At 72.0% G+C, this 15,997-nt stretch carries 15 protein-coding genes; 5 read left to right on the forward strand and 10 right to left on the reverse strand.

Annotated features, from left to right (window positions below; all coding sequences use genetic code 11):
* Window positions 1–33 precede the first annotated feature (33 nt).
* From IE295_RS20875 to IE295_RS20900, 6 genes are all read right to left on the reverse strand, one after another.
* On the reverse strand, window positions 34–489 hold the full coding sequence (locus IE295_RS20875; RefSeq protein ID WP_372479228.1) for an HD domain-containing protein: 456 nt from the start codon (window positions 487–489) through the stop codon (window positions 34–36).
* Window positions 490–563: 74 nt separating this feature from the next.
* Complete coding sequence (locus tag IE295_RS20880; protein ID WP_190065233.1) at window positions 564–1,703, reverse strand: ADP-ribosylglycohydrolase family protein; 1,140 nt, start codon at window positions 1,701–1,703, stop codon at window positions 564–566.
* A gap of 110 nt (window positions 1,704–1,813) precedes the next feature.
* Window positions 1,814–2,365 carry an NADPH-dependent FMN reductase gene (locus tag IE295_RS20885; RefSeq protein ID WP_190065234.1) on the reverse strand — a complete coding sequence of 184 codons (552 nt, stop codon included), beginning with the start codon at window positions 2,363–2,365 and terminating at the stop codon, window positions 1,814–1,816.
* A gap of 22 nt (window positions 2,366–2,387) precedes the next feature.
* On the reverse strand, window positions 2,388–3,527 hold the full coding sequence (locus IE295_RS20890) for a PP2C family protein-serine/threonine phosphatase (protein ID WP_190065235.1): 1,140 nt from the start codon (window positions 3,525–3,527) through the stop codon (window positions 2,388–2,390).
* 316 nt (window positions 3,528–3,843) lie between these two features.
* Window positions 3,844–4,656 carry an Fpg/Nei family DNA glycosylase gene (locus tag IE295_RS20895; protein WP_190065236.1) on the reverse strand — a complete coding sequence of 271 codons (813 nt, stop codon included), beginning with the start codon at window positions 4,654–4,656 and terminating at the stop codon, window positions 3,844–3,846.
* A gap of 95 nt (window positions 4,657–4,751) precedes the next feature.
* On the reverse strand, window positions 4,752–5,240 hold the full coding sequence (locus IE295_RS20900; protein ID WP_190065237.1) for a ribose-5-phosphate isomerase: 489 nt from the start codon (window positions 5,238–5,240) through the stop codon (window positions 4,752–4,754).
* Between the two features lie 189 nt (window positions 5,241–5,429).
* Between IE295_RS20900 and IE295_RS20905 the strand changes: the two genes are divergently transcribed.
* Window positions 5,430–6,857 (forward strand): amino acid permease, encoded by a 1,428-nt coding sequence (locus IE295_RS20905; protein ID WP_224323346.1) that lies wholly within the window; start codon window positions 5,430–5,432, stop codon window positions 6,855–6,857.
* 54 nt (window positions 6,858–6,911) lie between these two features.
* Here the strand turns inward: IE295_RS20905 and IE295_RS20910 are convergent, their stop codons facing one another.
* Window positions 6,912–8,504 (reverse strand): serine/threonine-protein kinase, encoded by a 1,593-nt coding sequence (locus IE295_RS20910; RefSeq protein ID WP_224323336.1) that lies wholly within the window; start codon window positions 8,502–8,504, stop codon window positions 6,912–6,914.
* A gap of 128 nt (window positions 8,505–8,632) precedes the next feature.
* Here IE295_RS20910 and IE295_RS20915 point away from each other — a divergent pair, with 128 nt between their 5' ends.
* Complete coding sequence (locus IE295_RS20915) at window positions 8,633–9,517, forward strand: hypothetical protein (RefSeq protein ID WP_190065239.1); 885 nt, start codon at window positions 8,633–8,635, stop codon at window positions 9,515–9,517.
* Between the two features lie 134 nt (window positions 9,518–9,651).
* Here IE295_RS20915 and IE295_RS20920 read toward each other — a convergent pair whose 3' ends face one another.
* Window positions 9,652–10,260, reverse strand: coding sequence for a biotin transporter BioY (locus IE295_RS20920; RefSeq protein ID WP_190065240.1), 609 nt, complete (start codon window positions 10,258–10,260; stop codon window positions 9,652–9,654).
* A 311-nt stretch (window positions 10,261–10,571) separates the two neighbouring features.
* Between IE295_RS20920 and IE295_RS20925 the strand changes: the two genes are divergently transcribed.
* The 3 genes from IE295_RS20925 to IE295_RS20935 all read left to right on the forward strand — a co-directional run bounded on the left by IE295_RS20925 (window position 10,572) and on the right by IE295_RS20935 (window position 14,359).
* Window positions 10,572–11,981: an amino acid permease gene (locus IE295_RS20925; protein WP_190065241.1), complete on the forward strand. Its 1,410-nt coding sequence runs from the start codon at window positions 10,572–10,574 to the stop codon at window positions 11,979–11,981.
* A 148-nt stretch (window positions 11,982–12,129) separates the two neighbouring features.
* Entirely contained in the window at window positions 12,130–13,551 is a 1,422-nt protein-coding gene (locus IE295_RS20930; RefSeq protein WP_190065242.1) for an amino acid permease, read from the forward strand.
* Window positions 13,552–13,717: 166 nt separating this feature from the next.
* Window positions 13,718–14,359, forward strand: a complete 642-nt coding sequence (locus IE295_RS20935) for a superoxide dismutase (protein WP_190065243.1) — start codon at window positions 13,718–13,720, stop codon at window positions 14,357–14,359.
* Between the two features lie 119 nt (window positions 14,360–14,478).
* On the opposite strand, the gene IE295_RS20940 is transcribed toward IE295_RS20935, so the two are convergent.
* Together IE295_RS20940 and IE295_RS20945 are read right to left on the reverse strand one after the other, a co-directional pair.
* Complete coding sequence (locus IE295_RS20940; protein ID WP_190065244.1) at window positions 14,479–15,105, reverse strand: hypothetical protein; 627 nt, start codon at window positions 15,103–15,105, stop codon at window positions 14,479–14,481.
* Window positions 15,106–15,258: 153 nt separating this feature from the next.
* Window positions 15,259–15,894 carry a mycothiol-dependent nitroreductase Rv2466c family protein gene (locus IE295_RS20945; protein ID WP_190065245.1) on the reverse strand — a complete coding sequence of 212 codons (636 nt, stop codon included), beginning with the start codon at window positions 15,892–15,894 and terminating at the stop codon, window positions 15,259–15,261.
* Between the last annotated feature and the right edge of the window lie 103 nt (window positions 15,895–15,997).

The raw sequence follows: 15,997 nt of genomic DNA on the forward strand, positions 1-15,997 counted from the left end.
CGCCAGGCCTCTCGTCGTCTCCGCGCCCGCCCGCTACCGGCCGTCGCCGGGCTCGTCCAGCCCGAGGAGCGCGCGCATCGCCGCGTACTTCCGCCGGAGCCGGTCCCGGGTGGCCGCGTCGTCCAGGGCGCCCAGGCGTCCGGGGTCGGCGTTGTGGGCCAGGTCGGCGGCCTTGACCAGGAGCGCGCCGGGCGTGGCGAGGATCCGGGCGGCATAGGCCTCGGGGGGCTCGCCCGGGCGTTTGGTGACGGCGAGGACGATGTCCTTGGTCTCCTGCGGGAGCGCGGCGCCCGCCAGCCACTCGGCGGTCACGGCCTCGTCCTCGACGGCGTCGTGCAGCCACGCGGCGGCGATCTGCGCCTCGTCCCCGCCGCGCTCACGCACGCCCTCGGCTACGGCCGCCAGGTGCTCGGCGTACGGTCGTCCGGCCTTGTCCGTCTGTCCGGCGTGAGCGCGCCGGGCGAAGGCCTCGACCTCGGTGAGGTTCATGTGCGTCATGCGGTGGCGGTCTCCCCCTGTCGCCCCACGGCCTGCGTCGTGCCGGGCCGCTTCGTGCCGCGAGGTCAGTTGTGCGGGTAGCGGTCGCGCGGCAGGGCCGATTCGCCGTAGGGCGGGGTCGGGCCGTGGAACTCCAGCGCGAAGTCGTCGGCGAGCTCGGCGATGACGGCGCGGCCCTCGGTCACGGCCAGCCAGGACGGCGGCAGGGCGGCCTCGCCGTGCAGGGCGCCGAGGAGGTTGCCGCAGAGGGAGCCGGTGGAGTCGCTGTCGCCCGAGTGGTTGACGGACAGCAGCAGGGCCTCGGCGACGGAGTCCGGACGGGCGAGGGCGGCGTAGACGGCGATGGCGAGGGCCTCCTCGGCGATCCAGCCGCCGCCGAGGGTCTCGAGCCGCTCCGGGGTGCCCGGGCCGTCGGCGGCGAGGTCGAGGGCCGCGCGGAGGGCGGCGGTCGTCTCGTCGTGGCCCGGGTAGGAGGCGAGGAGCTCCAGCGTCCGGCGGACCGCCTCGTCGAGGGACTCGCCGTCCAGGAGGTGGCGCACGATCGCGGCGAAGGCGCCGGCGGCGTACGCGCCGGTGGGGTGGCCGTGCGTGATCCGCGCGCAGCGGGCGGCGAGGTCGAAGCCCCGGGCGGCGGGGGCGCCGGTGAGCCCGAAGGGGGCCGAGCGCATGACGGTGCCGCAGCCCTTGGACTCGGGGTTGACCGGCCCGCGGGTGCCGTCGAGGACCCCGCGGGGGTCGGGGGTGTGGCCCTGGCGCAGCCCCGACAGGCAGGCGTTGCCGGGCGCCCGCCGCGCGTACAGCCAGGGCTGCAGGCGCAGCCATCCGGAGCGGACGACGTCGAGCCGGCCCTCGGCGGGCGGCGGGGCCGGGTGGTTCTGGGTGTCCAGCCAGCGCAGGTAGGCGTGGCGGAGGATCGCGGTCTTGGCCCCGCTGATGCCCCTGGCCTGCGCCCGGGCGTGGGCGCGGATGAGCCCCTCCGCGGTGAAGAGCGTCATCTGCGTGTCGTCGGTGACCCTGCCGGTCACTCCGTCGCCGTCGGCGACCATGCCGGTGACGCCGTCCGGGCCGTGGGCGGAGCGGATGGCGCTCAGGGAGAGGAACTCGATCGGGTTGCCGAGGGCGTCACCGATCGCACCGCCGAGCAGACAGCCGCGTATGCGGTCGGTGACGGTGTCGGCGGCGGTCGCGGGTGAGGTGTGGGACATCGTCCGAGATTACCTCCGCAGGCCGCGAGGGGTGTCGACCGGTTGTGAACGGCGGCTCACGCTCCGCTTTCTGACGCCCCGACGGATCCGCGGGCGCCGGCCGGCGCCGGTCAGGCCGTCAGCGTGTCCAGGACCGCGGCCAGTCGCTCCAGGACCGCGGCCAGTCGCTCGCGCACGCCCGGGTCCGTGATGACGCCGTCCGCGCCGGCCGTGCCGGGCCCGACCGGGGTCCGCACGCAGGCCGGCTCCACGATGCGGGCTCCGGTGTAGCCGAGCACGGTGCGCAGCGTGGCCTCGGCGCCCTGGCCGCGGCCGGGGGCCGCCACGTTGACCCAGGCCACCGGCTTGTCGCAGATCTCGGTGCCGCCGACCGTCCAGTCCAGCAGGTTCTTGAACGCCCCCGGCAGCGTGCCCGCGTACTCCGGCGTGCAGATCAGCACGGCGGCCGCCTCGTCGATGGCCGCCCGCAGCTGTGCGACGGTCGGAGGCAGCGGGTCGTGGTCGTCGTCGGGGTTGAAGTGCGGGAGCTCCGCCAGGCCTTCGTAGAGGACGGTGCGCAGGCGGCCGGGGGCCACGGCCCGCACCGTGCGCAGCGCGGCCTCGTTGGACGAGCCGGAACGTACGCTTCCGGACAGCAGGAGGATCATGGGCGGCGTGGGCATCCGCCCAACCTACCCGCGGGCGCTAGTCCCGGCAGATGAGCAGCAGTGCCCGGTCGTCGTTGACGTCCTTGGCCACCGCTTCGATCAGGTGCCAGGCGGCGCCGTGGAAGCCGGAGGTGACGTAGCGGTCGGCCTCGCCGGTGAGGCGGTCCATGCCCTCGGTCAGCTCGCGTTCGTTCGTCTCGACCAGGCCGTCCGTGAAGAGCATCAGCACGTCGCCCCGGCGGAGCGTGCCCTTGACCGGGTCGAAGCCGGCGCCGTCGTAGACGCCCAGGAGCGGGCCGTCGGCTGCTTTCTCCTCCCAGCGGCCGGTGCCGGCGCTGAGTTGGAGGGCCGGGAGGTGGCCGGCGGAGAAGAGTTCGTAGTCGCCGGAGTCGAGGTCGAGGACGAGGTGGACGGAGGTCGCGAAGCCCTCGTCCCAGTCCTGGCGCAGGAGGTAGCCGTTGGCGGCGGGGAGGAAGGCGTGGGGCGGCAGCGAGCCGAGGAGGCCGCCGAAGGCGCCGGACAGCAGCAGTGCCCGGGACGCCGCGTCCATGCCCTTGCCGGAGACGTCGGTGAGGACGACCTCCAGGGTGCGGCCGCCGTTGGTGCGGGCGGCGACGACGAAGTCGCCGGAGAAGGACTGGCCGCCGGCGGGGCGCAGGGCCATCTCGCGGTGCCAGCCGCGGGGCAGTTTGGGCAGTTTGCTCTGGACGCGGATGCGCTCGCGCAGATCGAAGAGCATCGTTCCGCCACGTCGCCACGGCACTCCGACCCGGCTGCGGAACTGCGCGATGAGCAGCCCGAAGAAGCCGACCGCCGCGACGACGAGGATGGTGCCGGGGCTGACCCTGTCGGTGCCGTAGCGGTACGGGTCGTCCAGGACCGCCGACTCCGTGATCAGCGCCGCGGCCGCGGCGGCGTAGAGCCCGAGCAGGCTGGCGGGGCGCAGCAGCAGCCCGCCGGCCACGATGGGCAGTACGAGCGCGGCGGGCGCGCACCATTCGGGCTGGGCGATGGTGCCCCAGGCGAGCGCGGGGACGGACACCAGCAGCGCGGTCAGGGCGAGCCAGTCGGATCCGTCGCCCCGGAAGTAGTCGACACCGGCCTTGCGCATGCTCGTTCGGGCCCGGTGCAGTGCTTTGCGCATCCGGGCCGTCGGGGTCTCCGCACCGCCAGTCATTGCATCGGGACCTTATCCACCCATTCGGCGGTGCGTCGATTCACGCCGCGCCGAGACGGCTGCCTTCGGGGCGCCGGGCGGCCACCCGAAGAGCAACCATATGCGACATTCGTTCATTTGATCGGTAACGCCCCGCCGAAGGCCGGTTTCGGCCACCGAGCTGCGGGTAAACAGGACGGCCGGAGCCGTTCTTTTCCGGTGGCGCGCCGCAGAGTTCACATACGCCTCATACGCAACAGACGGCGTACGGTCACGCTTGTCGGTGTCCACGACCGCGCGCGGGGCTGCGCGCGCGCCGGGTCGGTTTGCCGGTTTGTCAGTTCTTCTGGCAGCCGGGGCACCAGAAGAGGTTGCGGGCGGCCAGGTCTGCCGTGCGGATCTCCCCGCCGCAGATGTGGCAGGGCGCTCCGGTGCGGCGGTAGACGTACACCTCGCCGCCGTGGTCGTCCACGCGCGGCGGGCGGCCCATGGCCTCGGGGGTGTGCTCGGGCCGCACGGTGTCGATGCGGTTGTTGCGGACGCCCTCGCGCATCAGGAGCACCAGATCCGACCAGATGCCGTCCCATTCCGAGCGGGTGAGATCGCGGCCCGGGCGGTACGGGTCGATGCCGTGCCGGAAGAGGACCTCGGCGCGGTAGACGTTGCCGACGCCGGCGACGATCTTCTGGTCCATGAGCAGGGCGGCCACCGTCGTGCGGCTGCGCGAGATGCGCCGCCACGCCCGGTCCGGGTCGTCGTCCGCGCGCAGCGGGTCGGGACCCAGGCGGTCGTGTATCTCCTGCTTCTCGGCGTCCGTGATCAGCGCGCAGGTCGTCGGCCCGCGCAGGTCCGCGTACGCGCCGGGGTTCGCCAGCCGCAGGCGCACCGTCGCGGTGGGGGGCGGCACGGCGGCGCCCGCGCCCCAGGTGTACTTGCCGAAGAGGCCGAGGTGGATGTGGACCCAGTGCGGTCCGGCGAAGCCGAGGAAGAGGTGCTTGCCGTGGGCCTCCGCCGTCTCCAGCACCTGGCCGCTTATCAGTGCCGCGCTGTCCGCGAACTTGCCCTGCGGGCTGGTCGCCCGGACCTCCTGGCCCGCGAAGGCCTCGGTGTGGTCCGCCGCCAGGCGGTGGATCGTATGCCCTTCGGGCATGGGGGGTCTGTCCTCCGGACGGTTGCGTCGACGGCTGCGGGCCCGTGCGTGTGCGCCACGCCCGCCGCTGGGCGGCGGGCGGGCGGGAGAACGCGTCAGTCCTGCTGCGGGTGGTGGGCCGGGATCGCCGGGAGCTCGCCGGTGGTCTCGTAGCGGCTCAGCATCTCGATGCGGCGGGTGTGGCGCTCGTCACCCGAGTAGGGGGTGCTCAGGAAGATCTCGACGAACTTCGTCGCCTCCTCCTGCGTGTGCATGCGGCCGCCGATGCTGATCACGTTGGCGTTGTTGTGCTCGCGGCCCAGCGCGGCCGTCTGCTCGCTCCAGGCCAGCGCGGCCCGGACGCCCTTGACCTTGTTCGCGGCGATCTGCTCGCCGTTGCCCGAGCCGCCGATGACGATGCCGAGGCTGTCGGCGTCGGCGGCGGTCTTCTCCGCGGCGCGGAGGCAGAACGGCGGGTAGTCGTCCTGGGCGTCGTAGATGTGGGGACCGCAGTCCACGGGCTCGTGGCCGTGGGCCGTGAGCCACTCGACGAGGTGGTTCTTCAGTTCGTAGCCGGCATGGTCGGAGCCGAGGTACACGCGCATGGGCACGAGTGTGGCACGTTCCGGGGCTCCGGCCGGTCATCAGGGGATACGTAACGCTGAGTGAACACAACGAAATGGATTCAGGTCTTCCAAAAGTCGCCTTCGAAAAGTTCTAATGCGGTGGCTCGTAACCCGAGAACCAAAGGAACAACCCGAAGGAACGTGCATATGAGCGCGACACCGCCGACCATGACGAAGGGGTCGACGACCGGCGATCCCGGCCACGCCCCGGAGGCGGGCGGGGACGGTCTCAAGGCCGGACTCAAGAACCGCCACCTGTCCATGATCGCCATTGGTGGTGTGATCGGCGCCGGCCTCTTCGTGGGTTCCGGATCCGGCATCGCCGCCGCGGGCCCCGGCATCCTGCTGTCCTACGCGCTGGTGGGCGCGATGGTCGTCTTCGTGATGCGGATGCTGGGCGAGATGGCCGCGGCCAACCCGACCTCCGGCTCGTTCTCCGCCTACGCGGACCGGGCCCTCGGCCGCTGGGCCGGATTCACCATCGGCTGGCTCTACTGGTTCTTCTGGGTCGTGGTGCTGGCGGTCGAGGCGACCGCGGGTGCCGCCATCCTCAACGGCTGGATACCGGCCGTCCCCCAGTGGGCCTGGGCCCTGATCGTCATGGTCGTCCTGACCGCGACCAACCTGGCGTCGGTGAGCTCGTACGGCGAGTTCGAGTTCTGGTTCGCCGGCATCAAGGTCGTCGCCATCGCCGCGTTCATCGTGATCGGCGGCCTGGCGATGTTCGGCCTGCTGCCCGGTTCGGACAACCCGGGTGCCGGGTTCGACAACCTCACCGCGCACGGCGGCTTCCTGCCCAACGGCCCCGGCGCGATCCTCACCGGTGTGCTGATGGTCGTCTTCTCCTTCATGGGCAGCGAGATCGTCACGCTCGCCGCCGGTGAGTCCGAGGACCCGCAGCGCGCCGTCCGCCAGGCCACCAACAGCGTCATCTGGCGCATCGCCGTCTTCTACCTCGGCTCGATCCTCGTCGTGGTCTCCCTCCTGCCGTGGGACTCGAAGACGATCACCGAGAAGGGCAGCTACGTCGCTTCCCTGGACTCGATCGGCATCCCGCACGCCGGCCAGGTCATGAACGTCATCGTCCTGACCGCCGTCCTGTCCTGCCTGAACTCGGGCCTGTACACCGCCTCGCGCATGGCCTTCTCCCTCGGCCAGCGCGGCGACGCCCCCAAGGCGTTCGCCCGCGTCAACAAGCGCGGCGTCCCGCAGGCCGCGATCCTCGGCTCGGTCGTCTTCGGCTTCCTCTCGGTGATCTTCAACTACGTCTGGCCGGACACCGTCTTCAAGTTCCTGCTGAACTCCTCCGGTGCCATCGCGCTCTTCGTGTGGCTGGTCATCTGCGTCACGCAGCTGAAGTTCCGCGGCATCATCAAGCGCGAGATGCCGGAGCGGCACTTCGTGAAGATGTGGCTGTTCCCGTACCTGACGTGGGCCACCATCGGCATGATCACCTTCGTGCTCGGCTTCATGGTCTACGACGGCGGTGACAACCGTCAGCAGGTCCTGCTCTCGACCCTCGTGGGCGTGATCGTCCTGCTCATCGGCGTCGTCCAGGGCCGCCGCCACGCGGCGGCCGCCGCCGAGAAGGAGTAGTACCGGGACTGGTTCCGGGAAACACCGGACGCCCGAAGGGGTCGTTCCGCGCCGTCAGCCGGCGCGGAACGACCCCTTCACGCTTTCGTAGACGCCGAGCGCGGTGCTCTCGGCGGAGTCGGCGTACCAAACGCTGACCTGGTACGTCCGCCCGCCCTCCTCGAAGCCCAGCTGACGGCCCTGGCGCGGCTGGCCGCCCTGGAGGAAGGCGTACTCCCACACCACCGCGGGATCGCCGGAGAACGTCGTCCGCTCCAGCCGGAGCTTGCGGTAGCCGGGGGTGCCGTGGAAACCCTCCTCGAACCGCTGCCAGTGCGTCAGCAGGTCCTCCGTCGTACGGCCCTGCTTGGCCGAGAGCTCGATCGCGCCGTCCTTCGAGGTGTACGTCACGTCGCTGGGGCTCTGCTGCGTCCGGTTCCAGCCGGCGGGCGGAACCCAGCTGAAGCCGTCCTCGGAGCGGCGCGCGGCGGAGCCCGACGTGCCCTGGCTCTGCCGCGGGCCGGACGGGGCGGTGGTGCCGGGCGCGGCGGAGCCGGACGACGTGGTGCCGGACGCCGTCGTCCCGGGCGGGCGGCCCGTGCCGTCGCCATCGGGCGTGTCCCCGCCCCCGGGCCCCTGGACGGCGAGGACGATCACGGCCGCCGCCGCCGAGACGGCCACGACCGCGCCGGTGGCGAGCCAGGCCGCCCTGCGCCGCGGGCGCCGGGGCGGCGCGCCGTCGCGCACGGGCGGGGGCGCGGGCGCCGGAGGGGGCGCGGGGGCGGGTCCGGGTGCGGCCACGGTGGCCGTCGGCGGGTGCGGGACCGGCTCCGGCGGCGGGGGCTCCAGGAGGCGGGCCAGCGTCTCCTCGGTCCCGTCGAGGGTCGGACGCCGGGCGGGCTCCTTCAGCAGGAGCCCGCACAGCAGGTCCCGCAGCGGTCCCGCGGCCGCCGGGATCTCGGGCTGCTCGTAGAGCACGGCGTGCAGGGTGGCCATCGTGGTCGCCCGGCTGAAGGGCGAGTGCCCGGCCACCGCCGCGCACAGGGTGGCGCCGAGCGACCACAGGTCGGACGGCGGCCCCTGCAGCCGCCCCTCGATCCGCTCCGGGGCCATGTAGTCCGGCGAGCCGACCAGCGTCCCGGCCATGGTCAGCGCGGCGGCGTCCTGCATCGCCGCGATGCCGAAGTCGGTGAGGACGATCCGGCCGCGCGCGGTGAGCAGGACGTTGCCCGGCTTGATGTCACGGTGCAGCACCCCGACCGCGTGCACGGCGCGCAGCGCGCGGACCAGCCCCAGCCCGATCCGCGCCGCCTCGAGCGGGGTCACCGGCCCCTCGCGCACCAGCACCTGCTCCAGCGAACGGCCGTCCACCAGCTCCATCACGATCCACAGCCGCCGGCCCTCCTCCGCGACGTCGTAGACGCGCACGACGTTGGGGTGGTCGATGCGGGCGGTGGCCCGGGCCTCCCGCAGGCTGCGCTCGCGCTGGACCGCGCTCTCCTCGCCGACGAGCCCGTCGATGCGTATCTCCTTGGCCGCCACCCGCCGCCCCAGCGTCTCGTCGGACGCGCGCCACACCCGCCCCATTCCGCCGCGCCCGATCAATTCCAGCAGCCGGTAACGACCCACCACGAGCCGCCCCTGCATCTCGTCACTCGAATTTCCCACCAGGCCCGCCCCCATTGCGGAATTACCTTTCCGCACCTTCGGACATTGGAATCTTGTGGTACCTATTCAAATACTTCTGCAGGGAGTGGAGATAGGGGGGAGCGGAAATGTTCCGAAGTAATCACCGAATGCGCCATACGGTCGCGGTGGCCGTGGCGGTGGTGGCGCTGCTGCCGTTCGGCGCACGGGCCGACGAGCCCACGCCGGGGAGCAGCCAGGGCGGGAGCCCGGCGGCGAGCGCGCCGGCCGGCTACCGGGTCAGCACCGAACTGCCGGGCCGGATAAGCGTGAACAAAAAGACGGGGAACACCAGTCTGACCGCGACGGTGCGCAATGGCGGGACCAAGGAGATCGACGGCGTCAAATTGAAGGTCGTGGGATTCCAGGGAATGCGGATCACTTCCGTCGAGGGCTGCACCGCCATTCCCACCGGACAACTCCCGCCGGATTCCAACAGCGGATTCGTGTGCGCCGTCGACAAACTCGCGGCCGGGCAGAAGCGCGCCTACCGCGTGGCGGCGACCTTCGATCTGGGAAAGACCGGCCAGGTCTGTCTCCCGGTCACCCTGGGCGACGGCAAGACGCTGCTGTGGCAGCAGGGGCCCGTGCACTTCGGGACCACCGACACCAGTTCCGACGCGCCGGACACCCCGCTGCTGCTGGGCACCAAGAACGTGCCCTCCGGCCCGGCCGCGACCCCGAGCGGCACCGGCGGGCCCGGCACCGCGCCCGGCGGGACCACCGGCGGCCCGCGCACCACGGCGCCCGCCACCCCGCCCAACCAGGGCACCGGCGGTCCGCGGAGCACCTCCCCCGCCCCGGGCAAGAGCACGGACCGGCCGGCCGCGTCCCCGTCGAAGGCCGGCGGGAAGGACGACGAGGCCGACGACGAGCTGGCCCGCACCGGCGCCTCCGCCACCCCGCTGGTCGTGGCGGGCGTGCTCGCCGCCCTCCTGCTGGCCGGGGGCGCCGCGGGCATCTGGCTGACCCGGGGGCGCCGCGGCCGCCACTGAGCCGCCGCCGGCCCGCGTACGGACGAACCGCGTACGGACGGCCCTCGTACGGCGACCCGCGTACGGAACCGGGCCCGCACCCCCTGTCGTGGGGTGCGGGCCCGGCCCGTGCGTACGTATATAAGGAGAGGGCTTCAGCCGCGGCGGCCCAGCAGCTTCCAGGCGGTCGGCAGGGCGCCCATCGCCAGCGCGGCCTTGAGGGCGTCGCCGATGAGGAACGGCGTCAGGCCCACCGCGACGGCCTGGCCGAGCGGCATGTGGGTGGCCAGCGCGAGGTAGGGGACGCCGACCGCGTAGATGATCGCGGAGCCCAGCGCCATCGTGCCCGCGGTGCGCAGCACCGAGCGGTCGGCGCCGCGGCGGGCCAGGGCGCCCACGACGGTGGCGGCCAGCAGCATGCCCAGGACGTAGCCGAAGGACGGGAAGGCCGCGCCGGAGCGGGCCTCGGCGAACCACGGCATGCCCGCGACGCCGGCCACGGCGTACAGCGCGAGGGAGAGGAAGCCGCGGCGGGCGCCGAGGGCGGTGCCCACCAGCAGGGCGGCGAAGGTCTGGCCGCTGACCGGGACCGGGGAGCCGGGGACGGGCACGGCGATCTGTGCGGTGAGGCCGGTGAGCGCGGCGCCGCCGAGGACCAGGGCCGCGTCGCGGACGCGGGCGCGCCCGGCGGAGGAGGCGGGGAGCAGATCGGCGAGGACCGTACCGGTACGGGCACGGGTGACGGGGACGGTAGCGGTGGCCATCGGTACTCCGCGGGAAGGGGATGAGCAGGGACAGCCCGACGTTAGCCGAGCGTCACGCCATGGGCACCGGAGCGCTGCGACAAAGGCGGACCACTGAGCTTTGGCGGGTTTCCCAGCGCGCCGCCCGGCGTGTGCGCACTTCAAAAGCGGTTGCTTGCGTAAACGTGATGCTTGTCACGAGAGACGGTGTGCGGCTTGGCTCCGGCCGCCCGGCCGGGGGAATCTGGAACCACACCTCGCGTTTTCGCGCGCGCCCCGCGTTTCGCGCGCGCCTCGCGCGGCACCCCGCACAACCCGAAAGAACGAGCCCCATGCACGACGCACAGCTTGTCGCCGAGCCGCTGGCCGACGGTGAGAGAGAACCTCTGGCCGCGGGACTCAAGCAGCGCCACCTGACGATGCTGGGCCTGGGCGGTGTCATCGGCGCCGGCCTCTTCGTCGGCTCGGGCGCGGGAATCGCCGTCGCCGGTCCCGGCATCATCGTCTCCTACCTGATCGCGGGCGCGCTCGCGATGCTGGTGATGCGGATGCTGGGCGAGCTGTCCTCGGCGATGCCCGCCTCGGGCGCCTTCTCGGTCCACGCGGAGCGCGCGCTGGGCCGCTGGGCCGGGTTCACGGTGGGCTGGCTGTACTGGTTCCTGCTCGTGGTCGTGCTCGCCGTCGAGGCGACGGGCGCGGCGCAGATCGCACACGGCTGGGCGCCGTCGGTGCCGCAGTGGGGCTGGGTCCTGATCTTCATGCTGGTCTTCACGACCGCGAACCTCGCGGCCGTGAAGAACTTCGGCGAGTTCGAGTTCTGGTTCGCGGCGCTGAAGGTGGGCGCCATCGTCCTCTTCCTCGGCCTGAGCCTGCTGGCCGTCTTCGGGCTGCTGCCCGACACCGACGCGGTGGGCTTCACCAACCTCACCGGGCAGGGCGGCTTCCTGCCCAACGGCTGGAGCGGCGTGATCTCCGGCGTCCTCGCCGTCGTCTTCGCCTTCGGCGGCCTGGAGGTCGTCACGATCGCCGCCGCCGAGTCCGACGACCCCGCGCGGGCCGTGGCCCGCGCGGTGCGCAGCGCGGTGTGGCGGATCCTCTTCTTCTACGTGGGCTCGATGCTCGTCATCGTCACCCTGCTGCCGTGGTCGTCGCTGACGCCGGGGCAGAGCCCGTACGTCGCGGTGCTGGACCACATCGGCGTGCCGGGGGCCGGCCAGATCATGAACATCGTGGTCTTCGTGGCCCTGCTGTCGGCCCTGAACGCCAACCTCTACGGCTCGTCGCGGATGGTCTTCTCGCTCGCCGAGCGGGGCGAGGCGCCGCGGTCCCTGCTGAAGGTCTCCGGCGGCGGCGTGCCGCGCCGGGCGGTGCTGGCGTCGGTGGCGTTCGGCTTCGCCTCGGTCGTGCTGAACCTGAAGTGGCCGGACTCGATCTTCCACTACCTGCTGAACGCGGTGGGCGCGGTCCTGCTGTTCGTATGGGGCCTGATCGCGGTGTCCGAGCTGCGGCTGCGCCGCCGGATCGAGCGCGAGACGCCCGAGCGGCTGACCCTGCGCATGTGGTGCTTCCCCTACCTGACGTGGGCCGCGCTGGCCGCCATGGGCGGCGTGCTGGTGCTGATGCTGACCGACGAGGGCGCGCGGCCGCAGCTGCTGTGGTCGGCGGCGGCGACCGGCGCGGTGCTCGTGGTGGCCGGTTTGCGTGAGGTCCGGTTGCGCCGGTCCGCGCGTCGCGACGCCTGAGGTTTTTCGTTTTTGCCGATATGTCAGGCACAGACGGTCATACGTCTGTCCGAATATCGGATATCTGTGTAAGGGGTATTGTCCTCAGCCAACATCGCCCCGACACTGAGGCAACTTTTCCGCTCTCACCAACGGGGCAATCACGATCATGACTGGTACACCCTCCCCGCCGGCGGCGTGCGGTACCCCCGCCTCCGACGCCGCCACGGCGGACACCCCACCGTCCGGTCCGGCACTGGCGCACGGCCTCAAGCAGCGCCACCTCTCGATGATCGCCCTCGGTGGCGTCATCGGCGCCGGCCTCTTCGTCGGCTCCGGCGCGGGCATCGCCGCGGCCGGACCGTCGATCGTGCTGGCGTATGCGGCGTCCGGCCTGCTGGTGATGCTCGTGATGCGGATGCTCGGCGAGATGTCGGCGGCCAACCCGGCCTCCGGCTCCTTCTCCGTGCACGCCGAGCGGACGATCGGGCCCTGGGCCGGCTTCACCTCCGGCTGGGTGTTCTGGACCCTGCTGTGCGTGGCCGTCGGAGCCGAGGGAATCGGCGCGGCGTCGATCATGACCGGCTGGTTCCCCGGCACCGACTCCTGGATGTGGGTCGGCCTATTCATGATCATATTCACCGTGTCCAACCTGGCCGCGGTGAGCAACTTCGGTGAATTCGAGTTCTGGTTCGCGACCCTGAAGGTCACCGCGATCTCGGTCTTCCTCGTCCTCGGCGTCCTGGCGGTCCTGGGCATGCTGCCCGGCACCGAGTCCCCGGGCGTCGACAACCTCACCGGCCAGGGCGGCTTCTTCCCGATGGGGGCCAACGGCCTGGTCGTCGGCCTGCTCGCCTCGGTCTTCGCCTACGGCGGCCTGGAGACGGTGACCATCGCCGCGGCCGAGTCCGAGCACCCCCGCCAGGGCGTCGCCAAGGCGGTGCGCACCGCGATGTGGCGCATCGGGCTGTTCTACGTCGGCTCGCTGCTGGTCGTCGTCACCCTGATCCCGTGGAACGACCCGTCGGTCGTCAAGGGCCCCTACGTCGCCGTCCTCAACCACCTGGACATCCCCGGCGCCGGTCAGATCATGAACGTCGTCGTGCTGATCGCGCTGCTGTCGGCGATGAACGCCAACATCTACGGCTCCTCGCGCATCGCCTTCTCCCTCGTCAGCCGCGGCCAGGGGCCCAAGGCGCTGGGCCGGGTCAGCGGCGGCGGCGTGCCGCGCTACGCGGTCGTCGCCTCGGCCGCCTTCGGCTACCTCGCGGTGCTGCTGAGCTACTGGTGGCCGGACACCATCTTCAAGTGGCTGCTCAACATGGTCGGCGCGGCCACCCTGGTGGTCTGGGGCTTCATCGCGGTCTCCCAGCTGGTGGGCCGGCGCCGCATCCCCAAGGAGCAGCTCCTCGTCAAGATGTGGCTCTTCCCGTACCTGACCTGGCTGGCCCTGGCCGGGATCGTCGGGGTGCTGGCGCTGATGCTCCGCGAGGAGGAGACCCGCATCCAGCTGTACTTCACCGGCGGCCTCACCCTCGTGCTCGCGCTGACCGGATACGTACGCCAGCGCATGGCGGCGGCCCGCGCCTGACGCGCCGGCGGCGCACCGCTCCATGAGGCGGGGTAGGTCCTGAAGATCAGGACCTACCCCGCCTCCGTCTTTGGTCCCAGTCCGGCCCCCATTACCACTTCTGACAAGTACTTACTGGTAGCGTCTACCTGCAAGTTCGTTGCAATAAGCAGTCGGAGGGCTCGGCATGGCCATCTACACACTTCCTGAACTTCCCTATGACTACTCGGCGCTGGCCCCGGTCATCAGCCCCGAGATCATCGAGCTGCACCACGACAAGCACCACGCCGCGTACGTCAAGGGCGCGAACGACACGCTCGAGCAGCTGGCCGAGGCCCGTGACAAGGACCAGTGGGGCGCCGTCAACGGCCTGGAGAAGAACCTCGCGTTCCACCTCTCCGGCCACATCCTGCACAGCATCTACTGGCAGAACATGACCGGCGACGGCGGCGGCGAGCCCCTCGACAAGGACGGCGTGGGCGAGCTCGCGGACGCCATCGCCGAGTCGTTCGGCTCCTTCGCCAAGTTCAAGGCGCAGCTGACCAAGGCCTCCGCCACCACGCAGGGCTCCGGCTGGGGCGTCCTGGCCTACGAGCCGGTCAGCGGCCGCCTGATCGTCGAGCAGGTCTACGACCACCAGGGCAACGTCGGCCAGGGCTCGGTCCCGATCCTGGTCTTCGACGCCTGGGAGCACGCCTTCTACCTGCAGTACAAGAACCAGAAGGTGGACTTCATCGACGCCATGTGGCAGGTCGTCAACTGGCAGGACGTCGCCGCGCGCTACACCGCCGCCAAGGCGAAGGGCAACAGCATCCTGCTGGCGCCGTGAACGTGACGCCCCGCGCGTGACCCACAGGCTGCCTGCCTCGTGATCGTCTTCTCACCCTTCACCTGGCAGGCGCACCGGCGAGGCCCCCGCACGGTCGGATACCGCACGGGGGCCTCGCCTCACCCATGCCCGAACGCCTCTCCGGTCACGGCGAACTCCCTGGCCAGCCCGGTCTCGTGCAGCCGGGCGAACGGGGTGAACGGCACCCCCAGCTCCGACTTGCCCCGGTCGAAGTTCCACGCCTTGTGCACCTCGAAGCGGTAGTCGGCGACCGTCGCGCCGTCCGCGGCCACCCGGACCGTGCCGGTCAGGCGGAACTCCACGCAGCGCAGTGCCAGCCACCAGTCGGGGCTGACGCGCCGGGTGATCAGTACGTCGCGCCAGCCGCTGTCGGCGGGGTACGCGGCGGCGGCCCGGGCGCCGGCCCGCCATCGCGCGAGGGCCTCGGCCCGCCACCGCTCCAGTTGCGCGTCGGCCGCCGCCCGCACGGCGGGCAGGGCCAGCAGCGCCTCGGCGTCCACCCGGTAGGGGGAACCCGTGCCGCGCAGGTAGTGCCGCAGCGCACCGGCGGCGGAGCGCAGCCCGAGCAGCGACCACAGGCCCCGCAGGGCGTGGCAGCCGGCCAGCGTCAGCAGGTCGTACGGGCGTACGGGCAGCTCCGCGTGGCCGGCGTTGTCGCTGTGCGGCTCGGCCTCGGCCCAGCCGCCGTCACGGCCGAGCGGCCGGGTGAGGTCGACCTGGTCCATACCGGGACATTAAGGGACCTTCCTCTTGGCCGCCCGCCGAACGGGACCCCATGACACGGTCAGTCGAAGATCGGCCCCTGCGTCCGGGTGCGCTTACCGCGACTCCCGGGGGACAACCCCCGGACCCCCGGCCCGGGGCCCGGGCCGGCCCCCTCAGTCGAAGATCGGCCCCTGCGTCCGGGTGCGCTTGATCTCGTAGAAGCCCGGCGTCGAGGCGACCAGCAGCGTGCCGTCCCACAGGCGGGCCGCCGCCTCGCCCTTGGGGGCGGGGGTGACGACCGGGCCGAAGAAGGCGACCTCCGCGCCGTCCGGGCCGGGGACGGCGATGACCGGGGTGCCGACGTCCTGGCCGACCTTGTCGATGCCCTCCTTGTGAGAGACCCGCAGGTCGGCGTCGTAGGCGTCGGTCTCGGCGGCGTCCGCGAGGCGGCCCGGGAGGCCGGCCTCCTCCAGCGCCGCGACGAGCGTCTCGCGGCTCTGCGGCAGGCCCTGGAGGTGGAAGCGGTTGCCGAGGGCGGTGTAGAGGCGGCCGAGCACCTCGTCGCCGAACTCCTTCGCGGCCGCGATGCACACCCGCACCGAGCGCCAGGCGTCGACGCTCAGGAACGCGCGGTACTCCTCGGGCAGCTCGTCGATCTTGTGCTCGTTGAGCACCGCCAGGCTCATGACGTGCCAGCGCACGTCGACCGGGCGCACCTTCTCCACCTCGAGCATCCAGCGCGAGGTCATCCAGGCCCAGGGGCAGGCGGGGTCGAACCAGAAGTCGGCGGTCACTCTCTCCGCGGTCACGCGAATCTCCTCTGACGGGTCTGAACGGACTGGACGGTCAGCGATTCAACAAGCACGCACCGTGCCATGATTCCTGGTGTTCGAAATACGTGACGAAGTCGAC

The sequence above is a fragment of the Streptomyces griseocarneus genome, from assembly GCF_014655595.1.
Classification (GTDB): Bacteria; Actinomycetota; Actinomycetes; order Streptomycetales; family Streptomycetaceae; genus Streptomyces; species Streptomyces griseocarneus.

What these genes read in the sequence shown, in the direction of transcription:
- IE295_RS20875 (WP_372479228.1), bottom strand. Translation starts at nt 489, where the DNA reads ATGAACCTCACCGAGGTCGAGGCCTTCGCCCGGCGCGCTCACGCCGGA.
- IE295_RS20880 (WP_190065233.1), bottom strand. Translation starts at nt 1,703, where the DNA reads ATGTCCCACACCTCACCCGCGACCGCCGCCGACACCGTCACCGACCGC.
- IE295_RS20885 (WP_190065234.1), bottom strand. Translation starts at nt 2,365, where the DNA reads ATGCCCACGCCGCCCATGATCCTCCTGCTGTCCGGAAGCGTACGTTCC.
- IE295_RS20890 (WP_190065235.1), bottom strand. Translation starts at nt 3,527, where the DNA reads ATGACTGGCGGTGCGGAGACCCCGACGGCCCGGATGCGCAAAGCACTG.
- IE295_RS20895 (WP_190065236.1), bottom strand. Translation starts at nt 4,656, where the DNA reads ATGCCCGAAGGGCATACGATCCACCGCCTGGCGGCGGACCACACCGAG.
- IE295_RS20900 (WP_190065237.1), bottom strand. Translation starts at nt 5,240, where the DNA reads ATGCGCGTGTACCTCGGCTCCGACCATGCCGGCTACGAACTGAAGAAC.
- IE295_RS20905 (WP_224323346.1), top strand. Translation starts at nt 5,430, where the DNA reads ATGACGAAGGGGTCGACGACCGGCGATCCCGGCCACGCCCCGGAGGCG.
- IE295_RS20915 (WP_190065239.1), top strand. Translation starts at nt 8,633, where the DNA reads ATGCGCCATACGGTCGCGGTGGCCGTGGCGGTGGTGGCGCTGCTGCCG.
- IE295_RS20920 (WP_190065240.1), bottom strand. Translation starts at nt 10,260, where the DNA reads ATGGCCACCGCTACCGTCCCCGTCACCCGTGCCCGTACCGGTACGGTC.
- IE295_RS20925 (WP_190065241.1), top strand. Translation starts at nt 10,572, where the DNA reads ATGCACGACGCACAGCTTGTCGCCGAGCCGCTGGCCGACGGTGAGAGA.
- IE295_RS20930 (WP_190065242.1), top strand. Translation starts at nt 12,130, where the DNA reads ATGACTGGTACACCCTCCCCGCCGGCGGCGTGCGGTACCCCCGCCTCC.
- IE295_RS20935 (WP_190065243.1), top strand. Translation starts at nt 13,718, where the DNA reads ATGGCCATCTACACACTTCCTGAACTTCCCTATGACTACTCGGCGCTG.
- IE295_RS20940 (WP_190065244.1), bottom strand. Translation starts at nt 15,105, where the DNA reads ATGGACCAGGTCGACCTCACCCGGCCGCTCGGCCGTGACGGCGGCTGG.